The 21,342-nt window shown below is 66.2% G+C and carries 23 protein-coding genes and 1 tRNA gene; 11 read left to right on the top strand and 13 right to left on the bottom strand.

All coding sequences use genetic code 11. The features are described from left to right. Positions 1 to 242: 242 nt before the first annotated feature. The 6 genes from AYJ57_RS10540 to rlmB form a co-directional block, all read right to left on the bottom strand. Entirely contained in the window at positions 243 to 557 is a 315-nt protein-coding gene (locus AYJ57_RS10540) for a hypothetical protein (RefSeq protein WP_066104709.1), read from the bottom strand. Positions 558 to 876: 319 nt separating this feature from the next. Next, entirely contained in the window at positions 877 to 1,359 is a 483-nt protein-coding gene (gene nusB, locus AYJ57_RS10535) for a transcription antitermination factor NusB (protein WP_066104706.1), read from the bottom strand. Then, positions 1,356 to 1,907 carry a 6,7-dimethyl-8-ribityllumazine synthase gene (locus tag AYJ57_RS10530; RefSeq protein ID WP_066104702.1) on the bottom strand — a complete coding sequence of 184 codons (552 nt, stop codon included), beginning with the start codon at positions 1,905 to 1,907 and terminating at the stop codon, positions 1,356 to 1,358. Before AYJ57_RS10530 ends, nusB begins: the two co-directional genes overlap by 4 nt. Then, positions 1,907 to 3,031 carry a 3,4-dihydroxy-2-butanone-4-phosphate synthase gene (gene ribB, locus AYJ57_RS10525; protein ID WP_066104699.1) on the bottom strand — a complete coding sequence of 375 codons (1,125 nt, stop codon included), beginning with the start codon at positions 3,029 to 3,031 and terminating at the stop codon, positions 1,907 to 1,909. Before ribB ends, AYJ57_RS10530 begins: the two co-directional genes overlap by 1 nt. A gap of 97 nt (positions 3,032 to 3,128) precedes the next feature. Then, positions 3,129 to 3,449, bottom strand: a complete 321-nt coding sequence (locus AYJ57_RS10520) for a hypothetical protein (protein ID WP_335740004.1) — start codon at positions 3,447 to 3,449, stop codon at positions 3,129 to 3,131. 28 nt (positions 3,450 to 3,477) lie between these two features. After that, positions 3,478 to 4,257: a 23S rRNA (guanosine(2251)-2'-O)-methyltransferase RlmB gene (gene rlmB / locus AYJ57_RS10515; protein WP_066104695.1), complete on the bottom strand. Its 780-nt coding sequence runs from the start codon at positions 4,255 to 4,257 to the stop codon at positions 3,478 to 3,480. A 152-nt stretch (positions 4,258 to 4,409) separates the two neighbouring features. On the opposite strand from rlmB, the gene AYJ57_RS25870 reads away from it, so the two are divergent. The 9 genes from AYJ57_RS25870 (at position 4,410) to ptsP (ending at position 12,898) form a co-directional block, all read left to right on the top strand. Next, positions 4,410 to 4,493: transfer RNA gene (locus AYJ57_RS25870), tRNA-Tyr, on the top strand. A 269-nt stretch (positions 4,494 to 4,762) separates the two neighbouring features. Then, positions 4,763 to 5,701, top strand: coding sequence for a cation diffusion facilitator family transporter (locus tag AYJ57_RS10510; protein WP_066104692.1), 939 nt, complete (start codon positions 4,763 to 4,765; stop codon positions 5,699 to 5,701). A 142-nt stretch (positions 5,702 to 5,843) separates the two neighbouring features. Continuing rightward, positions 5,844 to 7,058: a 3-deoxy-D-manno-octulosonic acid transferase gene (locus tag AYJ57_RS10505; protein WP_066104688.1), complete on the top strand. Its 1,215-nt coding sequence runs from the start codon at positions 5,844 to 5,846 to the stop codon at positions 7,056 to 7,058. A 40-nt stretch (positions 7,059 to 7,098) separates the two neighbouring features. Further along, the gene (locus AYJ57_RS10500) at positions 7,099 to 7,587 is read left to right on the top strand and encodes an NUDIX hydrolase (protein ID WP_066104685.1); all 489 of its coding nucleotides are present in this window, start codon (positions 7,099 to 7,101) and stop codon (positions 7,585 to 7,587) included. 39 nt (positions 7,588 to 7,626) lie between these two features. Next, positions 7,627 to 8,058 (top strand): DUF1178 family protein, encoded by a 432-nt coding sequence (locus AYJ57_RS10495; RefSeq protein WP_066104682.1) that lies wholly within the window; start codon positions 7,627 to 7,629, stop codon positions 8,056 to 8,058. 9 nt (positions 8,059 to 8,067) lie between these two features. Beyond that, entirely contained in the window at positions 8,068 to 8,712 is a 645-nt protein-coding gene (locus AYJ57_RS10490; RefSeq protein ID WP_066104679.1) for an SDR family NAD(P)-dependent oxidoreductase, read from the top strand. Then, positions 8,690 to 9,160, top strand: coding sequence for an SgcJ/EcaC family oxidoreductase (locus AYJ57_RS10485; protein WP_066104674.1), 471 nt, complete (start codon positions 8,690 to 8,692; stop codon positions 9,158 to 9,160). The genes AYJ57_RS10490 and AYJ57_RS10485 overlap by 23 nt, the downstream gene beginning before the upstream one ends. Positions 9,161 to 9,362: 202 nt before the next feature. After that, positions 9,363 to 10,601 carry an aspartate kinase gene (locus tag AYJ57_RS10480; RefSeq protein WP_066104671.1) on the top strand — a complete coding sequence of 413 codons (1,239 nt, stop codon included), beginning with the start codon at positions 9,363 to 9,365 and terminating at the stop codon, positions 10,599 to 10,601. A gap of 47 nt (positions 10,602 to 10,648) precedes the next feature. Continuing rightward, the gene (gene ptsP, locus AYJ57_RS10475; protein WP_066104668.1) at positions 10,649 to 12,898 is read left to right on the top strand and encodes a phosphoenolpyruvate--protein phosphotransferase; all 2,250 of its coding nucleotides are present in this window, start codon (positions 10,649 to 10,651) and stop codon (positions 12,896 to 12,898) included. Positions 12,899 to 13,305: 407 nt separating this feature from the next. Here ptsP and AYJ57_RS10470 read toward each other — a convergent pair whose 3' ends face one another. After that, the gene (locus AYJ57_RS10470) at positions 13,306 to 14,061 is read right to left on the bottom strand and encodes an EcsC family protein (RefSeq protein ID WP_066104665.1); all 756 of its coding nucleotides are present in this window, start codon (positions 14,059 to 14,061) and stop codon (positions 13,306 to 13,308) included. Between the two features lie 50 nt (positions 14,062 to 14,111). Next, entirely contained in the window at positions 14,112 to 14,588 is a 477-nt protein-coding gene (locus tag AYJ57_RS10465) for a GNAT family N-acetyltransferase (protein WP_442974571.1), read from the bottom strand. Positions 14,589 to 14,678: 90 nt separating this feature from the next. Here AYJ57_RS10465 and AYJ57_RS10460 point away from each other — a divergent pair, with 90 nt between their 5' ends. Together AYJ57_RS10460 and AYJ57_RS10455 are read left to right on the top strand one after the other, a co-directional pair. Then, entirely contained in the window at positions 14,679 to 15,281 is a 603-nt protein-coding gene (locus tag AYJ57_RS10460; protein WP_066104662.1) for a flavin reductase family protein, read from the top strand. 113 nt (positions 15,282 to 15,394) lie between these two features. Further along, positions 15,395 to 16,048 (top strand): CatB-related O-acetyltransferase, encoded by a 654-nt coding sequence (locus AYJ57_RS10455; RefSeq protein ID WP_066104659.1) that lies wholly within the window; start codon positions 15,395 to 15,397, stop codon positions 16,046 to 16,048. Between the two features lie 3 nt (positions 16,049 to 16,051). On the opposite strand, the gene AYJ57_RS10450 is transcribed toward AYJ57_RS10455, so the two are convergent. The 5 genes from AYJ57_RS10450 to AYJ57_RS10430 all read right to left on the bottom strand — a co-directional run bounded on the left by AYJ57_RS10450 (position 16,052) and on the right by AYJ57_RS10430 (position 21,217). After that, a complete protein-coding gene (locus tag AYJ57_RS10450; RefSeq protein WP_066104656.1) occupies positions 16,052 to 16,453 on the bottom strand; it encodes a PaaI family thioesterase in 402 nt (133 codons plus the stop codon). Between the two features lie 80 nt (positions 16,454 to 16,533). Further along, positions 16,534 to 16,944: a MaoC/PaaZ C-terminal domain-containing protein gene (locus AYJ57_RS10445; RefSeq protein WP_237220139.1), complete on the bottom strand. Its 411-nt coding sequence runs from the start codon at positions 16,942 to 16,944 to the stop codon at positions 16,534 to 16,536. Positions 16,945 to 17,106: 162 nt separating this feature from the next. Further along, the gene (locus AYJ57_RS10440) at positions 17,107 to 18,648 is read right to left on the bottom strand and encodes an ATP-dependent DNA helicase (RefSeq protein ID WP_066104650.1); all 1,542 of its coding nucleotides are present in this window, start codon (positions 18,646 to 18,648) and stop codon (positions 17,107 to 17,109) included. 230 nt (positions 18,649 to 18,878) lie between these two features. Further along, positions 18,879 to 19,997 carry a CaiB/BaiF CoA transferase family protein gene (locus AYJ57_RS10435; protein WP_066104647.1) on the bottom strand — a complete coding sequence of 373 codons (1,119 nt, stop codon included), beginning with the start codon at positions 19,995 to 19,997 and terminating at the stop codon, positions 18,879 to 18,881. Then, positions 19,997 to 21,217 carry an acyl-CoA dehydrogenase gene (locus AYJ57_RS10430; RefSeq protein ID WP_066104645.1) on the bottom strand — a complete coding sequence of 407 codons (1,221 nt, stop codon included), beginning with the start codon at positions 21,215 to 21,217 and terminating at the stop codon, positions 19,997 to 19,999. The genes AYJ57_RS10435 and AYJ57_RS10430 overlap by 1 nt, the downstream gene beginning before the upstream one ends. Positions 21,218 to 21,342 lie beyond the last annotated feature (125 nt).

Genomic DNA, 21,342 nt, shown 5'->3' with positions numbered 1-21,342 from the left:
TCTGTCCGGGCCCTGGTCCGGTTACCTGACGCCCACCTGTATATACAGGTCCTCGGGAATGAGATAACCCCACGGAAGGACCGGTTCCCGCCACTTCTCCCCCCTCAAGATTTCCGGTCACGGCTCAGGCTAGGGCGCGGAAATCTGCCGTTCCTATTCAAGCTCCCCTCTTCCCGCCCCCCGGAAACGAAAAAAGCGCCCCACAAGGAGGCGCTTCGATTCGGCAAACAGACCTGAGGCGATCAGAGATGGCGGCGCTTGCGCGGTTCATCCACCGGCACGCGGATCGGCATCGGCTCAAGCGCCATGCGCTTGCCACCAGCCGGCGGAAGCGCGTCGTCGCCCATGCGCATCACGGTCATCGCAAATTGCACGCTGGCAAAGACCAGACCGTTGAAAAGCCACAGAAGAAACACCGCCAGACCACCCATGTCGGAATGGGTTACCAAATGCTGCAGGTTGGCGACGTTCTGCCACAGCAGCAGAGCCACGAAGCCCGCCGACAGGCCAAAGCCAATCGCGCATTGGGTGATGTAGAGGCGGACGAGTTTCGGCATATGACTCTCTCCTTCATCAGGTCGACAGAGCGTAACGTAACCTCTGCAAAGCTCAAGTCTCTTGCAAGATTCCGCTCCGTCACATTCAAATGTAGGGATACTTTTACGAAACGCAAGCAATCCCGCCGCGACGAAAGCGCCGCCCAGCCAAGTCCCGCCCAGCCACGCCCGCTAGATCACACGCAAGTCGCTCACACGCAAAAAGGCCGGCGTCCCCCGACCCCGGCCCCTTCTTCTCTTTAAAAATACGCCGGGGGAGTCGCGGCGCAGCCGCGGCGGGGGCAGCGCCCCCTCTCTCCCTTTGACGCCCCAGAACGCCTCAGAACGCCTCGGGCTTGGCCTCGCGCGCCATGTGGTCGAGGATCGCGTTGACGAATTGCACTTCGCGGCCCTCGGGGAAAAACGCCCGCGCCACGTCGAGGAACTCGGTGATCACCACTTTCGGCGGCGTGTCGAGCGCCACCATCTCGGCCCCGGCGGCGCGGAACAGCGCGCGCAGGATCGGATCAATGCGGTCGATCGGCCATTTCGCCACCAGCGCGCGGTCGGTCATCTGGTCGATCTTCGCCTGCCAGTTCACCGCCTCGCCGACCAGCTTGCCGAAAAGATCAATGTCACCCTCGACCAGCTCCACGCCCTCTTCGACCTCCGCGCCGAAGCGGTAGTCGTAGAACTCCTGCATGGTCTTCTCGGCCGTCGTGCCCGAGAGCTCCATCTGATAGAGCGCCTGCACGGCATAGAGCCGCGATGCGGATTTCATACGGCGTTTCTGATTGCCGGAGGGGGGGACCGGGGTCGTCATGCGCTATGCTTTCCTTTGGAAGCGCCCGCGATCTGGTACTCGTCCTGGGCAGGAACGAATCCCACCCCCTTGCGGGCGCCGCCCCACCTACGTTCGAGCGCGATAAGATGCAAGGCCGCAGCAGCCGCGCCGCCGCCCTTGTTCTGGCCTTTCGCCTCGGCGCGCACCCGCGCCTGCTCGTAGTTCTCGACGGTGAGGATGCCATTGCCGATGCACAGGCCCTGCAGGCCCAGCAGCGTCAGCCCGCGCGAGCTGTCGTTGCAGACGGTGTCGTAATGGGTGGTCTCGCCGCGGATCACGCAGCCAAGCGCCACATAGCCGTCGAAGTTCGACATGCGCTCGGCGATGCCGATGGCGGTGGGCACTTCCAGCGCGCCCGGCACTTCGACGATCTCGTGGAAGCCGCCCACGGCCTCGATCTCGGCGATGGCACCGGCGATCTGCTCGTCGGCGATTTCCTTGTAGTAAGGCGCGACGACGATGAGGATTTTCACCGGCTTGTCGAACTCGGCGCGCGGCAGGCTGTAATGGGTTTCGTTCGAGGCCATCACTTCTCTCCGATCTTGCGGGTGCCGACGATCTCGAGCCCGTAGGCCTCGAGCCCGACGACGCGCGGGGTGGGCGAGTTGGTCAGCAGCACCATCTTCGACAGGCCGAGCGACGACAGGATCTGCGCGCCCAGACCGTACTGCCGCAGGGTGCGCGGCGAAACGTCGTCATGCAACTCCAGTTTCATCGAGGTGTCGCGCAGCAGCACGACCACGCCGCGGCCCTCTTCGGCGACTTCCTTCATCGAATCGCGGAACTCGTCCGAGCGGCCACCGTGGCCGGTGCCGATGATGTCGAGCATCGGATCGAGCGCATGCATCCGCACCAGCACCGGCTCATCGCCGGAGATGTCGCCCTTGGTCAGCACGATATGCTCGTCGCCATGGGACTGGTCGGTGTAGATGCGCATGTTCCAGTCGCCGCCGAACTCCGAGTGGATCACCTCTTCGGAGCGCACGCGCACGAGGTTGTCGTGGCGGCGGCGGTAGGCGATGAGGTCGGAGATCGTGCCGATCTTCAGCCCGTGGCGCTGCGCGAAGGCGACCAGCTCGGGCAGGCGCGACATGGTGCCGTCTTCGTTCATGATCTCGCAGATCACGCCCGCGGGGTTGAGCCCGGCAAGGCGCGAGACGTCGACGGCGGCCTCGGTATGACCGGCCCGCACCAGAACGCCACCATCCTTGGCGCGCAGCGGGAAGACGTGGCCCGGTGTGGCGATGTCGGCGGCCCCCTTCGAGGCGTCGATGGCAACGGCGACGGTCTTGGCACGGTCGGCAGCAGAGATGCCCGTGGTCACCCCTTCGCGCGCTTCGATCGAGATGGTGAAGGCCGTCTCGTGGCGCGAGGAATTGTTGACCGACATCAGATGCAGGCCCAGCTCGTCGATCCGCTTGGAGGTCATCGACAGGCAGATCAGACCGCGGCCATGGGTGGCCATGAAGTTGATCGCGTCGGGGGTCGCCCATTGCGCGGGGATCACGAGATCACCCTCGTTCTCGCGGTCCTCGTGGTCGACGAGAATGAACATCCGCCCGTTGCGGGCATCCTCGATAATCTCCTCGACCGAGGAAATCGCGTCTTTCCAGTTCTCTTCAACCGGACCCGGGTTTTCGTAATCCGCCATGTCGCCTCTCAATTCTGCACCCGCCAAATAAGACAGGCGGGCGCGAAAGACTAGGCCGGTTTTTGTGCGTGGCTGTATTGCACCCTGTGCAAGGCGGTCAGTCGAAAATATCGTCCAGAAGGTCGAACATGCCCGACAGCGCTTTTTTCGCCGGCGACTTGCGCTTGCGCTTCTTCGCCTTCTTGGCGGCCTTGCGCGCCGCCTTCTCGGCCTTGCGAAGGATGTCCCGGTCCGGATGCAGCTTGGGGTGTGGGATGACCCCGGCCCGCGATGTTTCGGTTTTCAGGTTCTTCAACTGCCACAGCGGTGCCCCGCAGGAGGCGCAGCTGAGTTCGTGACGGGACGTCCCGTCCAGCACAAGCGCGGCGCGGGCGCCGCAGTAACAACAGGTCGCAATCGTTTGGGCCATCAGCAGCATATGGGCGCGGCGGGCGCGCCCCGCAAGCTCAGGGCTTGGCCGCGTACAGCGCCACCGCCGCCGCGTTCGAGACGTTGAGCGAGCCGAAGCCGCGGGCAAAGTCGATCTTCACCAGTTGATCCACCGTCTCCTTGGTGCGCTGGCGCAGCCCCGGTCCCTCGGCGCCCAGCACCAGAGCCACGGCACGGTCGCGCTTGCCCTCGAGCGCCTCTTCGATGGAGGCCTCCGCCTCGCCGTCGAGGCCCAGCACCAGATAGCCCATGCCCTGCAGCGCAATGATCGTGTCCGCAAGGTTGCGCTCGCGCAGGTAGGGCTGGCGTTCCAGCGCGCCCGAAGCGGTCTTGGCCAGTGCGCCGGTCTCGGGCGCCGAATGGTGCAGCGTGCCGATCACCGCCTGCGCGCCGAAGACCTCGGCAGAGCGCAGGATTGCCCCGACGTTATGCGGATCGGTCACCCGGTCGAGCAGCACCAGGCGCGGCGGCAGTGTGCCATCTCCCAGCGCCACATCATCCAGTCGCCCCCAATCCAGCGGCTTCACTTCCAGAGCCGCGCCCTGATGCACCGACTGCGGATCGAGCGGCGCGCCGAATTTGCGCGGGTCGTGGATCTCGGGCTCGATTCCCCCCGCTTCCAGCGCATCCTCCAGTTTTGCCTTGGCATTCAGGGTCAGGATCAGCCGCAGCTTCTCGCGCTTGGGGTTCATCAGCGCGTCGCGCACCGCATGCAGGCCGAACAGCCAGACGGTCTCGGCCGCCTTGGCCTTTTTCGACTGTTCTTTCTCGACCACCCATTTCGGTTTCTTGACCATGGCACGCGTCCCTTTTTCCTGAGCTTCGGTCTCTGCATCGCCCTGTGACGCGCTGCAAGAGATTTTCCTGTTGACGGCAGTTTTCACTGATTGTAGTCAGCGCCCCACGACGCCGGGCAGCCGGCGGAGGACACCGCCAGACGGTGGAAAGTGGGCGACAGGCCGCAAGGTGTGGCAGGGGACTGTAACTCCCTCGCGGAGACGCACGCTTGGTTCGATTCCAAGGTCGCCCACCACTTTCCCTCTTCAAATCAGAGACCAAAGTGGCAGCTTTCTGCGGCATGTCCAGCCGTGGGTTTTCGCGTTTCGCGCGTGCCTCACCGCATCCCGCACCCTTCTGTCTGAGCGCAGCGCCCCCTCTCTCATCACGAGAAATTTCTATCAGATGAAGCACATGCGGGAACCCGCAGCGCTGGCACCTGTTAATGTCCTGCGACTGGCCTGACTTTTCCACCTCCGGCAAGCCGACCGGCGCATCCAGAGAATCAGAAAAAGCAGGACACCCATGGCAGAATCATCGGGAGAAAGCCCCATTGCAGTCTACGGGGCGCTCGCAGCCAATCTTTTGATCGCCGTCGCCAAATTCGCCGCCGCGCTCTTTACCGGCAGCTCTTCGATGCTGTCCGAGGCATTTCACTCTGTGGTCGACACCGGAAATGAGGGGCTGCTGCTGCTCGGCCTCGCCCGCAGCCGCAAAAAGCCCGACGCCAAACACCCATTCGGCTACGGCAAGGAACTTTACTTCTGGTCGCTGATCGTCGCGATGCTGCTCTTTGCCATCGGCGGCGGGCTCTCGGTCTATGAGGGAATCGTCCACGCGATGAACCCCGAACCGATCGAAGAGCCGATGTGGAACTACGCCGTTCTGGGAATCGCCTTTCTGGCCGAGGGCGCCTCGTGGATCATCGCCCTGCGCGCCATGCTCAAGACCCGCAAAGAGGGGGAGAGCGCGCTGCAGACCTTCCGGCGCAGCAAGGACCCGTCGGTGTTCACCGTCGTCGCCGAGGACACCGCCGCACTTCTTGGCATCATCGCCGCCGCGCTTGGCGTCTATCTGTCGGTGACCTTCGACGCGCCGATTTTTGACGGCATCGCTTCGATCGTGATCGGCGTCATCCTCATCGCCGTGGCCTGCCTGCTGGTGTCCGAGACCCGTTCGCTGATCATGGGTGAAAGCGCCGACAGCGAAGTGACGCGCTCGGTCCGAAACATCGCGCTGGAGGAGCCCGCAATCTCCGAAGTGTCGAGCCTGCTCACCATGCACTTCGGCCCCAAGCAGGTGCTGCTGAACATGGAGGCGCGGTTCCGCACCGACCTGAGCGCCGCCGACATCTTTGAAACCGTCGAGCGGGTGCAGGCCCGCATTCAGGAAGCGCACCCCGAGGTGCGGCGTATCTTCTTCGAAATCGAAGCCATGCGGCGGCCGGGCGCGCAAGCGGCCTGAGCGGGGGCGACCGTCTGGCATCCTTGGGGCATCGGCGATAGGAGGTCGCCTCCTTCGCCGGCTTTTTATATAGAAGAGGCGGTTACACTGCGGCACCGGTGGCCCGGCGGCTGCCCTATGCCACTTGGATGCGCCGAACCCGATGTTTTTGTACCGCCTGCTTCTGTCGATCTTTGCCATCGCGATTCTTGGCCGCGCCGCACTCCGGCGCGACGGCGACACGCTGCGTGCGCGGCTGGCACTGGGCCCCGGCAACCCCGGTGCCCACGTCTGGCTGCATGCCGCGTCGAACGGCGAGTTGGCCTCGGCCAAACCGGTGATCGAAGCGCTGCGCGCCGCCCGCCCGGATTTAAAGTTGCTGGTCACCTGCAACTCCGCCTCCGGTGTCAGCCTTGCCGAAAGCTGGGGGTTGGTGGCACGTCTGGCACCGCTCGACCTCGCACGCGCCTCGCGGCGCATGCACCGGCGCTGGAACGTGCGCACCCATATCACCATGGAATCCGAGCTATGGCCGAACCGGCTGCTCACCTGCCCCGGCCCGGTGCTGGTGCTGGGCGGGCGGCTGTCCGAGGGCACCGCCCGCGGCTGGCGCATCTTTGGCGGCCTGCAGGCGCGGGTACTGCGGCGCATCGCGTTTCTTTCGGCGCAGGATTCCGGCTCGCGCGATCGCTTCCTCGCCGCCGGGCTGCGCCCCGAAACGCTTGGCCCCGTGGTTGACCTCAAGGCGCTCTACATCCCGCCTCAGCAGCGCGACCCGGCGCTGGAAGCCGAATTTCCCCGCGGCTCCACTTGGCTGGCGGCCTCGACCCATGAAGGTGAGGATGAGATCGTCCTCGCCGCCCATGCCGAAGCCCGAAAACACGAGCCGGGCCTGCGGCTGATCCTCGCCCCGCGCCACCCGCGCCGGGCCGAGCAGATCACCCGCCTCATCGCCGCGCAGGGCCTGAGCTGCGCCCGTCGCAGCTTGGGCGAGCCGCCGCAGGGCGCCGACGTATACCTTGCCGACACGCTTGGAGAGATGGCGCTCTTCTACCGGCTGGCGGGGCGCGTGTTCATCGCCGGAACGCTCACCGACCGCGGCGGTCACACGCCCTATGAGCCCGCCGCTTTCGGCGCGGCGCTGATCCACGGCCCGGACCTGCGCAACTTCCACGCGCCCTTTGGCCTGCTCGATGCCTCGGGCGCGGCGCTGCAGATCAAGGATTCCGCCGAACTCGCCGCTGCGCTGCAAAGGCTGCGCACCCCTAGCGCGCAGAACGCCGCCGGAGGTGCCGCCCGCAGCCTGCTCGAACCCGAGGCGTCGGCGCACGACCTCGTCTCCCTGCTTACACAATATGTAGACGCAGCCGAAAAATAGGCGCAAGATTCCGGAAAAAGACCACGAGCAGGGATCCAGGATGAAAGCGTTGCCGGCCCTCGCCGTCCAAAGCCTCGGCCAAGGACGGCTGCCCCGGAAGACCCAAGTGCAATACGCCGCGCTGTGCTTTCGCGTCCGCAACGGCAAGCTCAAGGTGCTGCTGATCACCAGCCGGGGCCGTGGTCGCTGGACACTACCCAAAGGCTGGCCGATGCCCGGTCACAGCCCGGCCGGGGCCGCCGCGCGCGAAGCCTGGGAAGAGGCCGGCATCCGCGGACGCGCGCATGAGGTCTGCGTCGGCTCCTACACCTATCGCAAGCGCAACTCCCCGCATCCTCATCTGGCGCTGGTCTACCCGCTCGAAGCCGCCTCGCGCGACCGCAAGTTTCCCGAGCGCGGCGAACGCAAACTGCGCTGGGTCAGCCCTAAGCGCGCGGCGCATCTGGTCGAGCATCCCGAACTGGCCCGGCTGCTGCGCAACATCAGGCCCGCCTGCGACGGTGGCCAGATACGCTTGATCTCCGCGTAAAAAACATTACGTATCAGGGATCATTTCGGAAACTGCCGCATGATCCAATACTCTCTAAAATGCGCGGAAGACCACCGCTTCGACAGCTGGTTCCAATCGGCCAGCGCCTTCGACAAGCTGCAGGCCGCGGGCATGGTGGCCTGTGCCACCTGCGGCTCCACCAAGGTGGAAAAGGTGCCCATGGCGCCGCGCGTGAACAATGGCGCCGCCGACCCCAAGCCCGAAGCGCCAAGCCTCTCCGAACCGGCCAACCCCGCCGAACAGGCGCTGCGCGCCCTGCGCGAGCGTGTGGAGAAAACCTCGGATTACGTGGGCCGCGACTTTGCCCGCGAAGCACGCGCCATGCACAGCGGTGACGCGCCGCAACGGGCGATCTGGGGCGAGACCCGCGGCGACGAGGCCAAGGCGCTGATCGAAGACGGCGTGCCCGTGGCTCCCCTGCCTTTTATGCCGACCCGGAAATCGAACTAGGACATTCCCATGCGACTGCTCATCACCGGCGCCAACCGCGGCATCGGCGCCGCGCTGGCCGATACGCTGCGCGCCCGCGGCAATGAGGTGCTGGGCACCGCCCGCAACACCGAAGGCCTGCTGAAGCTCGACGTGGCCGACCCGGCCTCGCCGCCCGCGCTGGCGGGCCAGCTTGGCGAGGCGCCGCTCGATGCGCTGATCTGCAACGCCGGGATCTACTTCGACAAACCCGAGACGCTCGACACCGGTTACCCGGCGCAGATGTGGGCCGATATGTTCGCGGTCAATGTCACCGGCGTCTTCCTGACGGTGCAGGCCATGCTGCCGCTGCTGGAGCGCGCCGCCACGCCGAAGATCATGATCATCAGCTCGCAGATGGGCTCCAACGCGCTCGCCAAGGGCAACGCGCTGATCTACCGCGCCTCCAAGGCCGCAGCACTGAACCTTGGCAGCAACCTTGCCGAAGCCCTGAAGCCCCGCGGCATCGCGGTGGGCATCTACCATCCGGGCTGGGTCGGCACCGAGATGGGCGGCGCGGGCGCCGATCTCACGCCGGCGCAATCCGCCGAAGGGCTCGCCGACCGGCTGGACGCGCTGAGCCTCGATGGCACCGGCTGTTTTGAGACCTGGGATGGCCGCGCCCACCCCTATTGATCTGCCGCAGCGGCCCGGAGATTTCCCCGCCGCTTTCGCCCGCGCATGGGCCACGCGCGAGGGCGCGGCCATCGCCGCGCTCTTTGCCGAGGACACCGAGTTCGTGAATGTCACCGGCCTGTGGTGGCAGGGCCGCGCGGCAATCGCCCGCCCGCATGACTACGCGCTGAAAAGCTTCTTTGCCTCAACCACCCTGCGGCCCGGCCGTATCGCCACCCGGCACTTGGGCGAGGACCACGCCGTGGTGCGCTGCCGCTTTCACATGACCGGCCAGCGCGCCCCGGACGGCAGCGCCGCCGGCCCGCGCCAGACCATCCTGATCTTCGTCCTGCAGCGCACGGCGGAGGGATGGCAGGCCGTCTCCGCGCAGAACACCGAGGTCATGCCCGGGCAAGAGACCTATGTGGCACAGGACGGGATCTCGACCGCCAATTACCGCAAGCTATGAACCTCTCCTGAGCCCCTTCCCGCGCCCCGACCGGAGCGCGCGCAAGGAACCGGGACAGGAAGGCGCTTTCATCTTTCCAAAAATACTCAAAAGCCCCCTGCCCGCGCAGTGATCGCTCACGGCGCCGGTGTAAGGCTCTTGCGCAGCCCGCCCCCCGCGCGTAAACGACCGCTGATTCAAAGGCCACCCCGGGGAAAACGCCATGCCCGTGCTCGTGATGAAATTCGGCGGCACCTCCGTCGCCACGCTGGACCGCATTCGCCGGGCCGCGAAACGCGTGGGCGTTGAGGTCGCCAAGGGCTACGACGTGATCGTCATCGTCTCGGCCATGTCCGGCGAGACCAACAAGCTGGTCGGCTACGTCGAAGAGACCTCGCCGCTGTTCGACGCGCGCGAATATGACGCCGTCGTCTCCTCGGGCGAGAATGTCACCGCGGGGCTGATGGCGCTGACGCTGCAGGAAATGGACGTGCCGGCGCGCAGCTGGCAAGGCTGGCAAGTGCCGCTGCAGACCACCTCGTCGCACAGCGCGGCGCGGATCGTCGACATCCCCACCGACAACATCAACCGCAAGTTCGGCGAGGGCATGAAAGTGGCCGTGGTCGCGGGCTTCCAGGGCATCAGCGCCGAGGGCCGGATCACCACGCTGGGCCGTGGCGGCTCGGACACCACCGCCGTCGCCTTTGCCGCCGCCTTCGAGGCCGAGCGCTGCGACATCTACACCGACGTCGATGGCGTCTACACCACCGACCCGCGGATCTGCGAGAAGGCCCGCAAGCTCGACAAGATCGCCTTCGAGGAGATGCTCGAACTGGCCTCGCTCGGCGCCAAGGTGCTGCAGACCCGCTCCGTCGAACTTGCGATGCGTTACAACGTGAAGCTGCGGGTGCTCTCCAGCTTTGAAGAACAGTCCGACGAAGCCGGTACGCTCGTCTGCGACGAGGAGGAAATCATGGAACTGAACGTCGTTTCCGGGGTCGCCCATTCGCGCGACGAAGCCAAGATGACCCTTGTTTCGGTCGCCGACCGTCCGGGTATCGCCGCGGCCATCTTCACGCCGCTCTCCGAGGCGGGCATCAATGTCGACATGATCGTCCAGAACATCTCGGACGAGGGCCGCACCGACATGACCTTCTCGTGCCCCACCAATCAGGTGGCGCGCGCCGAGAAGACCCTGCAGGACTGCAAGGACGCCGGCAGCATCAATTTCGCCGAGCTGAAGGCCGACACCGAAGTGTGCAAAATCTCGGTCGTTGGCATCGGCATGCGCAGCCAGCCGGGCGTCGCGGCAAAGATGTTCAAGGTGCTTTCCGACGAGGGCATCAACATCAAGGTCATTACAACCTCAGAGATCAAGATTTCGGTGCTTATCGACCGGAAATACATGGAACTTGCGGTGCAGGCGCTGCATGATGCCTTCGAACTCGAGAAGGCGGCCTGACAGACACCGCGGGCTCCCTTCCAAATAATTAGGGACAGGGTGGCCGAATGCCGGACGGCACGGAAAGCGAAAGTCGCAAGCTTCTCGGGCGGCTGCGGGACACCATGGCCGAGGATGCCGCCGGACAGGCGCGCCTCGACAAGATCACGCATCTGACCGCCGACTCGATGGGCACCGAAGTGTGCTCGATCTACCTCTTCCGCGATGAAGAGACGCTGGAGCTCTGCGCGACCGAGGGCCTCAAGAAAGAGGCCGTGCACCAGACCCGCATGCGCATGGGCGAGGGTCTGGTGGGCCGCGTCGCGCGCAGCGGCAAGGTGGTGAACACTGCCGATGCGCCCTCGGCCAAGGGCTTCCGCTACATGCCCGAGACCGGCGAGGAGATTTACTCCAGCTTCCTCGGCGTGCCGATCCAGCGCCTCGGCGAGACGCTGGGCGTGCTGGTGGTGCAGACGCGGGCCAAGCGCGAGTTCACCTCTGACGAGGTCTATGCGTTGGAAGTCGTCGCCATGGTTCTGGCCGAGATGACCGAACTGGGCGCCTTCGTCGGCGACAGCGCGGCGCTTTCGGCCCGGCACACCCAGCCCACCCTGCTGCGCGGCGGCACCGGACAGGAAGGCACCGCCGAGGGCCACGTCTGGCTGCATGAGCCGCGGGTGATGGTCACCAATTTCGTCGCCGACGATCCCGAGCGCGAGCATGAGCGGCTGAGCGAGGCGATCGAGCGGCTGCGCGTCAGCGTCGACGAGATGCTCGCCGGCGCGGGCCATGACGCCGAACAGCTTGAAGTGCTCGAAGCCTACCGGATGTTCGCCAACTCCAAGGGCTGGCGGCGGCGCATGGAAGAAGACATTCAGCGCGGCCTCTCCGCCGAAGCGGCTGTAGAGAAAGAGCAATCCGCCGCCCGCGCCCGCATGAGCCAAGTGGCCGACAACTACCTGCGTGAGCGGCTCCATGATCTCGACGATCTGTCGAACCGCTTGCTGCGCATCCTCACCGGTCAGGGCAGCGACACCGGCGCGTCGATGCCGCATGATCCGATCCTCGTGGCCCGCAACATCGGCCCCGGCGAGTTGCTGGAATACGGTCGCCAGTTGCGCGGCATCGTGCTCGAGGAAGGCTCGGTCGGCAGCCACGCCGCCGTGGTTGCCCGCGCGCTGGCGATCCCGCTGGTGATCAACGCGCCGCGCATCACCACAGAGGCGCTCAACGGCGATCACATCATGGTCGACGGCGATCAGGGCCTCGTGCACCTGCGCCCCGATGACACGGTGGTGTCGGCCTTCCGCGACAAGATCGCCATGCAGGCCGAGGCGCAGGAACGCTATGCCTCGATCCGGCAAAAGCCGGCGATTTCGCTCTGCGGTAAGCGTATCAGCCTTTACATGAATGCGGGCCTTCTGGCCGATGTCCCGTCGCTCGAAACCTCGGGCGCCGAGGGTGTGGGCCTCTTCCGCACCGAGCTGCAGTTCCTCGTGCGCAACAAGATGCCCAACCGCACCGAGCTAGCGGCGGTCTACAAGCGCGTGCTCGACGCAGCAGATGCCGCCGGAAACAAGCCGGTGGTGTTCCGCACGCTCGACATCGGCTCGGACAAGGTGCTGCCCTACATGAAGCCCACCGACGAGCCCAACCCGGCGCTCGGCTGGCGGGCGATCCGCGTCGGCCTCGACCGGCCCGGCGTGATGCGGATGCAGCTGCAGGCGCTTTTACGTGCCGCCGAGGGCCGCCCTCTGACCCTGATGTTCCCCTTCGTCGCGCAATGGGAAGAATTCAGCGCCGCCCGCGAAGAGGTCTATAAGGCCATCGCTTTGGAGAAGAAGCTGGGCCATGTGGTGCCCGACAAGATCTCGGTCGGCACGATGCTGGAAACCCCCAGCCTCGCCTACGCCTCGAACAAGTTTTTCGAGGACGTGGAGTTCCTGTCGATCGGCGGCAACGACCTCAAGCAGTTCTTCTTTGCCGCCGACCGTGAGAACGAGCGCGTGCGCCGGCGCTATGACACGCTCAACGTCAGCTTCCTGACCTTCCTCGAACAGATCGTGCAGCGTTGCTCGGCCACCGGCACGCCGCTGAGCTTCTGTGGCGAGGATGCGGGCCGCCCGATCGAGGCGGTCTGTCTGGCCGCCATCGGGCTGCACCGCCTGTCGATGCGCCCGGCCTCGATCGGCCCGGTGAAGAGCCTGATCATGCGCACGGATCTAGACGCGCTTTATGACGTGATCTGCGACGCACGTGAGCGCGGCGAGCAGTCGGTGCGCGACGCGGTGATGGAATATATGCGCTGGCAGGGCTGAGGCGGGGCAAGGCCGCTATCTGAAACGGATTAAGCATGTCCGGCGCGCGCCGGATGAGCGTCTGCCCGTGGGATGGCGCTGCTCCGCATGAGGTCTGCGCTTTATGCCAGCCAAGTCCGGCCAGCACGTCAGCGGCGCGCGAGTTTCACAAAGCGCCAGCCCGCCCGGACGAGCAGGCGCTCGCCCGGCGCCTTCGGCCTGCTTCCGGGCGTCTGCGCGACTGGCTAGATTTGTTGCAAAGTGGCTCGCCCGGCGCATCGGTCCCCCGCGCCCCGGGCGATTTGGATGTTGCGCGCATCGCCGGCCGTTCTGACACGGGACACAACCCGCACCTTCTGCGCGGGCGTTGCGGCGCGGGTTTCACCGCGCCTTACGCAAGTCTCTAGGCCATTAACCTTTCGAAGCGGTTAACCGATCTGCTTCTGCAGCGCCGCCACCAGTTCGGCACGCGGACGCCCGGTCTGCTGCGACAGTTTCAGCAGGCCGAACTGCACATGCGCCATTTCCTGATAATAGCTGGTGTAGGCGTAGTTGGTCGCGGCCCCAGCGGCCGCGCCCAGCACGGGGATTGTCTGCGCCGCCAGCTTCTGCCCCATCGCCGTCGCCAGTCGCGGCGCGACCTTGCCGATCAGCCCGTGCACCGTCGCGCCGGTCAGCGTGACCCGCGTCGCCAGAAACCCCAGATCCGCGCCATCATCCGTCGCCAGCGGACCGGCGGAGGCAAAGACGGCCAGACACTCGCGGCGGATCTCCGGCATCTCGGGGTCAAACCCATATTCCGCCGCGATGCCCTGAATGGCCCGCAGGAGCACGGTGACAGTGACCGGCAGCTCGGCCATGGCCGTAGGCAGCCCGCCCGCGCCGCCAGCGGCGCCCATGGCGGTGGCCAGCGCGGTGTTGAGCCACCCCTTCTGATCCGGCACCGCCCGGCGCGAGCCCGAGGCCGCCTTCAAGGAAAGCTCCAGCGCCTTCGCCGTACTGCTTTCGAGCCGGTTCTTCACCGAGTCGGGCAGCCGTTCGAGCAGGTTCTCCGCCTTGCCGCCGATGAGGTTGAGCACCTGCAGCCCGACCCCGCCCGCGGCGCGGTGGCGCCGGGCAAGCGCGGCGATCTCTGCCTCGATGCTGACGGGAACAAGCTCGGTTCCGGGGACTGCTGCGGTCATCTTGCGCCTCCTAGGGTCTTTCTAAGAAGATCGGCCCCGCCCCCGAAATTTCAAGCTTTGCGCGTGACCTCGCCGGTCACACCGGCCCATGCGCCGGGGCGCAGTTCCATCGCCAGCACGCGCTCGGGGTTGGTCGGCGGCGGCATCTCGACCCCGTCGATCTTGGAAAAGCCGAAACGGCGGTAGTAGGGCTCATCACCCACCAGCAGCACCCGGCCCCATTCCAGCGCCCGTGCCCGCTCCAGCGTGTCGCGGATCAGCGCCGCGCCCAGCCCCTCGCCCTGCGCCGTGGGGTGTACCGCGACCGGCCCCAGAAGCAGCGCCTGCACCTCGCCCACACGCACCGGCCAGTAACGGATCGCGCCGCCGATGATGCCGCTTTCGTCCTTGGCCACGCGGCACAGCTCGGCCACCGGCGCCACGCCGTCGCGCAGGCGGTAGGACGACAGCAGCGTCCGCCCCGGCGCAAAGCTGAGGTCATAGAGGGCCTCGACCTCCCAGACATCATCCGGGCGTTCCTGAAACAAGCTGTACAGAGGTGTGCTCTCCCGTGGCGTTTTGGCTGAATTGGCCCTATCACGGGTCCAAAGACCGCGCAAACAGCTGAGAGGACAGGCATGTTCTACCGCCCCGAAGACGGCCACGGCCTGCCGCACAACCCGTTCAACGCCATCGTCACCCCCCGCCCTATCGGCTGGATTTCCACCCGCGGGACGATGGGCGACAACCTCGCGCCCTATTCTTTCTTCAACGCGGTGGCCTATGTGCCGCCGCAGGTGATGTTCGCCTCGACCTCGGCCAAGGACGACCGCGACGGCACCAAGGACAGCGTGGCGCAGCTGCGCGAAAGCGGTGTCTTCTGCGTCAACATCGTCGAATACGCGGCGCGGGACGTGATGAACCTCAGCTCCGGGCCGTGGCCGGCGGGCGAGGATGAGTTCACCCTCGCCGGGATCGAGAAAGCCGAGTGCGAGACCATCGACTGCCCGCGCGTGGCCGGGGCGCCTGCCTCGCTGGAATGCAAGGTGACCCAGATCGTGCCGTTGGAAGGCGCGGCGAATTTCGCCGTCTTCGGCGAGGTCACTGGCGTTCACATGCGTGATGACTGCCTCAAGGATGGGCAGTTCGATGTGACCACCTTCCAGCCGCTCACCCGCCTCGGCTACCGCGACTATGCGGTGATCCGCGAGGTGTTCTCGCTCAAACGCCCGGGAGAGTGAGCGCGCTTTCCCGCGCCGCCCTTCCGCGCTAGAGTGCCCCTGTTCACCGATGGAGGGAGCCATGGACCAGCACCTTTGAAACCCTGACAAATGCGTTTCGAAAGGAGGCTCCCATGCCCTTTGCCCTTCCCTCCGCGGAGGAAGTTCACCCCATCATCCTGCCCGATGGCACCCCGCACGCGGGCACCGTGCATCTGCGCGCGGTGATCGACCATCCGTGCATCGAGGTCGGCCGTTTCACCTACGCCTCGGATTTCGATCCGCCCGCGGTCGACGGCTGGGCGGCGCGCCTCGCGCCCTATCTCTTTCCCTTCTCAAAAGACCGGCTGGTGATCGGCAATTTCTGCCAGATCGCCCATGGCGTGCGTTTCATCGGCGGCTCGGCCAACCATGAGACGCGGGGGCTCAGCACCTACCCCTTCATGGTGTTCGACCGCGAGGCCATTCAGGCCACGCAGCCCGACGCCCGAGGCATCGAGATCGGCCATGACGTCTGGCTAGGAACCGGCGCGATGGTTCTGGCGGGTGCAAAGATCGGCTCGGGCGCGATCATCGGCGCGGGTGCCGTGGTGCGCGGCGAGGTGCCGCCCTATGCGGTGGTGACCGGCAACCCCGGACGCGTGGCGAAGATGCGCTTCGATCCCGAGACCATCGACCTTCTCCTGCGCCTCGCTTGGTGGCATTGGCCAGGAGAGCGCATCGCCGCGGCCCGCGGCGCGCTCGAGGCTGCGGATATCACCGCGCTCGAAGCGCTGGCCCCGGGCTGAGCCTCAGCCCCGGCGGCGGTAGCGGAACACGCCCGAGCCCTTCGCGATAAGCTCGCCGGTCTCATCGGTGATCGTCGCCTCGGCAAAGAAGGTGCTCTTGCCGCCGCCGGTGCGCGTGCCCTCGGCGATCAGCCGCGTGCCCTTGGGGCGCGACAGATACTGCACGTTGAGAGACAGCGTCAGCGCCATCAGCTTGTCGTCCGCATCCCCGGTGAAACAGCCTGCAAATCCCATCGCCGTGTCGAGCAATGACGCATGAACCCCGCCATGCGGGTTCTCGTGCCGGTTCATATGCTCGGGCCCCAAGTCCAGTTCGAACCGGGCGAAATCGGCGCGCCAGTCGGTCAGCGCAGCGCCGAGGTGCTGCAGATAGGGCGAAGGGCCTTCGAGGAACGGCTCGGTCATGCGGGGTCTCCTGTTGCGCGCCCCTTGTGTCGGCGCTGCGCGGCGCAGGGTCAAGCCGGGGCCTTTGCGTCAGCTGAGGATCAGTCGCGCAGTTCGAGGAAGGTCACCCATTGCGCCACCAGCGCGGGCTGATCGCGCACCTGCCCCTCGATCTCGATCTCCACGTCCCAATGCACGGTGAGCCGCTCTTCCTCTTCCTCCACCCCGCCGACGGTGAAATGCCCGCGCACCCGCGAGCCCACCGGCACCGGGGTGACAAATCGCACCCGGTCAAAGCCGTAGTTCACATTGGCGATCTGTCCCGGAAAGGGCGGCACCGCGTCGGCGCACATGGCCGAGAGCAGCGACAGCGTCAGAAAGCCCTGCGCCACCGGCTCTCCGAACAGGAAATCGGCCGAGGCCCCCGCGTCCTCGTGGAAGAACTTCAGATCGCCGGTCACTGCGCCAAATTGCGCCACTTTCTCCGCGTCCAGAAGAAACCAGCGCGACACCTTCGGCTCCATTCCTAGGATCGCCTCAGCTGGCATGGTGCCCCGCTTGCCTGTTGCTGCTGCCCCGGATCATCGCCTCTCCTTGCGCATTGCCAAACCCGAGGCAGATTGGCGGATCGGCCCCGCCGCTGGCAAGAGGAAATCCCGATCAGCCGCAGGGCATCAGCCCGCCGCGTCCTCGCCCTGCATCTCAAGCTCCAGCGGCGCCGGAGCCGCAGCGGCCAGATCATCCACCCGCAGTGGCCCCGAGGGCTTGGCGAGGCGGTTGCGCACCACCCAGTGCAGCCGGTCGGAGGCGCGGGTGATGGCCACATAGGCAAGACGTTTCCACAGCGGCTGCCCGGCCTCGACGCGCCCCATGCGCGCAGCGGTGTAAAGATCGGGCGCAAAGACCTGCACGTTCTCCCACTGCGAGCCCTGCGCCTTGTGGATAGTCACCGCCGCGCCATGCAGGAAGGTCGCCCCCATGCGCGCGGCGAAGGGGATGAAGGGCTCTTCCTCGTCGGGCTTCTCGATCTTCACGATGGACGCCGCCGAAACCTGCGGGTCGGGCGCGCCCATCACGTGCAGCCGCGAGAAGCCGGGTTTCTTGCCCGGCCCGAGATAGACCACCTGCGCGCCCTTGATCAGCCCGCGCGCCTCCAGATCGAGCCGTTTCTTGCGGTGCTTGAGCGGCAGTTCGATACCGTCGCAGATCAGCGGCTCGCCGGGCAGAAGCTCGGTCTCGGGCGCGCCATGCACGGCACGGAAGGCGTTGATCAGCCGGATGCGCGTGGCGTTGCGCCAGACCAGCACCGGCGAGCGCGCCATCAGATCCACCTCGACCCGCTGGCCCCAGATCACCCGATCGTCCTTGGCCGCCATCTCCTCGACCAGCCGCTCGAAACGGTAGAAATCCACCTCCGGATCGGCCAGCGCATGGGCCAGATCGAGGATCGGGCTCGAGGCTTCCTGCCGGTGGATGCGCGAGAGCTCCATTTTGCGGTCCTCGGGCACCGCGTCGAACACCATCTTGCCCGACTGGTTCACCGGTGCCAGCTGCGCCGGATCACCAAAGAGCAGCAGGTTGGGGAAGATCTCGCGCAGATCCTCGAACTGCCGGTCATCCAGCATCGAGGCCTCATCGACGAAGCCGATGTCGAGCGGCTCTTCGCGGCGTTTCCATCCGGTGATGAAATCGCTGCCGCGCAGCCCCGCCGCGGCCAGCGCCGCCGGCACCGACTTGTGGCCCTGATACGCGGCATAGGCCCGGTCCAGCGCCTCATCGGTCAGCGCCTCGATCTCCGGGCGCTCCTCGTTGCCCATCAGCCATTCGGCGATGCGCTCATAGACCGGATCATAGACCGGCGTGTAGAGAATGCGGTGGATGGTGGTGGCGGGCACGCCGCGCATGCGCAGCACCGAGGCCGCCTTATTGGTCGGCGCAAGGATCGCCAGCGTGCGCTTGTCGCGCTTGCGGCGGCTCTCGAAATCGCCCGAGACCACCTCGCAGCCCGCCTCCTGCAGCGCCTTGCACAGCTCGGCCAGCAGCAGCGTCTTGCCCGATCCGGCCTTGCCCATCAGCGCCATGACCTTGGACAGGCCCTCGCGCGCGGGTTCGGTGGTGCCTTCATCCAGATCGACGCCAGCGCCGCGCAGCATCTCGGCCACGCGGTCCCAGGCTTCGGCCTGATCCTCGGAAAAACTGATCGCGGGCGCCGTCATGCGCGCGACCCTACTAAAGCGGCGCGCCGCGCACCAGAGCACAGCGGAACGCGTTTCGCTTTTCCCGGCGGAAAGCGCCTCTGGCGCGCATCGGACCGCCTCCGGCGGGCGTATTTGGAAAGAGACGAAGCCGGGGTTCGCGCCCTTCTTCTCTTTAAAAATACGCCCGAAAAATATGCCTGGGGGTGAGGCGCGCAGCGCCGAGGGGGCGCAGCCCCCTCGACCGCGGTTCAGCCCTGACCGAGCTTCGGCGAGGGGCGTGCCGGGGCCAAGGGCGTTTCCGACAGGCGGATGGGGGTGCGGATGCCGGGCACCCCGCCCGCCTCCACCGCCATACCGCGCGCGATCACCTGCGGGTTGTCGAACACCTGATCCACCGAGTTGATCGGCCCGGCGGGCACGGTGGCCTTCTCCAGCGCGGCCAGAAGCTCGGCCCGGTCCCATGCCGCCAGCGCGCTTACCAGTGCAGGCCGCAGCAGGTCACGATGCGCCACCCGCGCCTCATTGGTGGCAAAGCGCGGGTCCTCGGCCAGCGCCAGCTCCAGCACAGCGCAGAGCCGGGCGAACTGCCCGTCATTGCCGACCGCGAGGATCATATCTCCCGAACCGGTGGGCAGCACCTCATAGGGCGCAATATTCGGATGCGCGTTGCCGAGGCGCCGCGGTGCCTTGCCGGTGGCGAGATAGTTCATCCCCTGGTTGGCCAGCACGCCCACGGCGCAGTCGAGCAGCGCCATATCGACGAGCTGCCCCCGACCGGTGCGCGCGCGCGCCGCCAGCGCCGCCTGAATGCCGATCACCGAATAGAGCCCGGTGAAAATATCGGCAAAGGCCACGCCGACCTTCTGCGGCTCGCCCTCAGGGCTGCCGGTGAGGTCCATCCAGCCCGCCATGCCCTGAATGAGAAAGTCATACCCCGCCCTCTCGGCGTAGGGGCCATCCTGCCCAAAGCCGGTGATCGAGCAATAGACCAGCCCGGGGTTCACCTCGCGCAGGCTCTCATAGTCGAGGCCGTATTTGCGCAGCCCGCCGAGCTTGAAGTTCTCGATCACCACATCGGCCTCGGCCACCAGCTCGCGCACCTTCGCCTGCCCTTCGGGCGTGCGGAAGTCGGCGATCACCGAGCGCTTGCCGCGGTTGGTGGCATGGAAATAGGCCGCCGAGCGGTCGCCCTCGCGCTCAATGAACGGAGGGCCCCAGCGGCGGGTGTCATCGCCCTGCGGCGCCTCGACCTTGATCACCTCGGCGCCGAGATCGGCCAGCACCTGCCCGGCCCAAGGCCCGGCGAGGATGCGCGCCAGTTCGATCACGCGCACCCCGTGCATCGGCGGCAGCGGGGGAACCTGCATCAGAAGAACGCCTGAATGCCGGTCTGCGCCCGCCCCAAGATCAGCGCGTGCACGTCATGGGTGCCCTCATAGGTATTCACCGTCTCGAGGTTGGCCGCGTGGCGCATCACGCCGTATTCGATCTGGATGCCGTTGCCGCCGTGCATGTCGCGGGCCATACGCGCGATATCCAGCGCCTTGCCGCAGTTGTTGCGCTTGATCAGCGAGACCATCTCGGGCGCGGCGCGGCCCTCGTCCATCAGCCGACCGGTGCGCAGGCAGGCTTGCAGCCCCAGCGCGATCTCGGTCTGCATGTCGGCGAGCTTTTTCTGGAAGAGCTGTGTGCCTGCCAGCGGCTTGCCGAACTGCTTGCGGTCGAGGCCGTAGCTGCGCGCCTGATGCCAGCAGAACTCGGCGGCACCCATGACGCCCCATGCGATGCCGTAGCGCGCGCGGTTGAGACAGCCGAACGGCCCCTTGAGGCCCTCGACATTGGGCAGCAGCGCGTCCTCGCCGACCTCGACGTCATCCATGACGATCTCGCCGGTGATGCTGGCGCGCAGGCTGAGCTTGCCGCCGATCTTCGGCGCGCTCAGCCCCTTCATGCCCTTTTCCAACACGAAACCGCGGATCTTGCCGCCATGCGCCTCGGACTTGGCCCAGACCACGAAGACATCGGCGATCGGCGCGTTCGAGATCCACATCTTGGAGCCCTTGAGCACATAGCCGCCCTCGGTCTTCACCGCCCGCGTCTTCATGCCTGCGGGATCGGAGCCCGCATCGGGCTCGGTCAGGCCAAAGCAGCCGATCCACTCGCCGCTGGCGAGCTTCGGCAGATACTTCATGCGCTGCTCTTCCGAGCCGTAGGCGTAGATCGGATACATCACCAGCGAGGATTGCACCGACATCATCGAGCGGTAGCCGCTGTCCACGCGCTCAACCTCGCGCGCGACGAGGCCATAGGCCACATAGCCTGCGCCGATGCCGCCATAGGCCTCGGGGATGGTCGAGCCCAGCAGGCCCAACTCGCCCATCTCGCGGAAGATCTCGGGGTCGGTGTGCTCGTCGAGATAGGCATGTTCGACCCGCGGCAGCAGCTTTTCCTGCGAGAAGGCATGGGCGGTGTCGCTGATCATCCGCTCTTCCTCGGTCAGCTGCTCGCTGAACAGCAGCGGGTCCTCCCAGTTGAACGAGGCAAGCGCGGGCTGTTCCTTGGGCTTGAGGTGGGACAGGTCGGTCATCGGAAGGCTCCTCCGGAGGGATCATGCGTTTGGCGCGCAGACTAGCGCCGGGGCGGGCCGCTGGGAAACGATTTGAATTGCTCATGTCATGATCAAAAATCATAATCTGCGCATCCAGAGGAGTC

The organism is Salipiger sp. CCB-MM3 (assembly GCF_001687105.1).
Classification (GTDB): Bacteria; Pseudomonadota; Alphaproteobacteria; order Rhodobacterales; family Rhodobacteraceae; genus Salipiger.
This window is presented reverse-complemented; position numbering and strand designations above follow the sequence as displayed.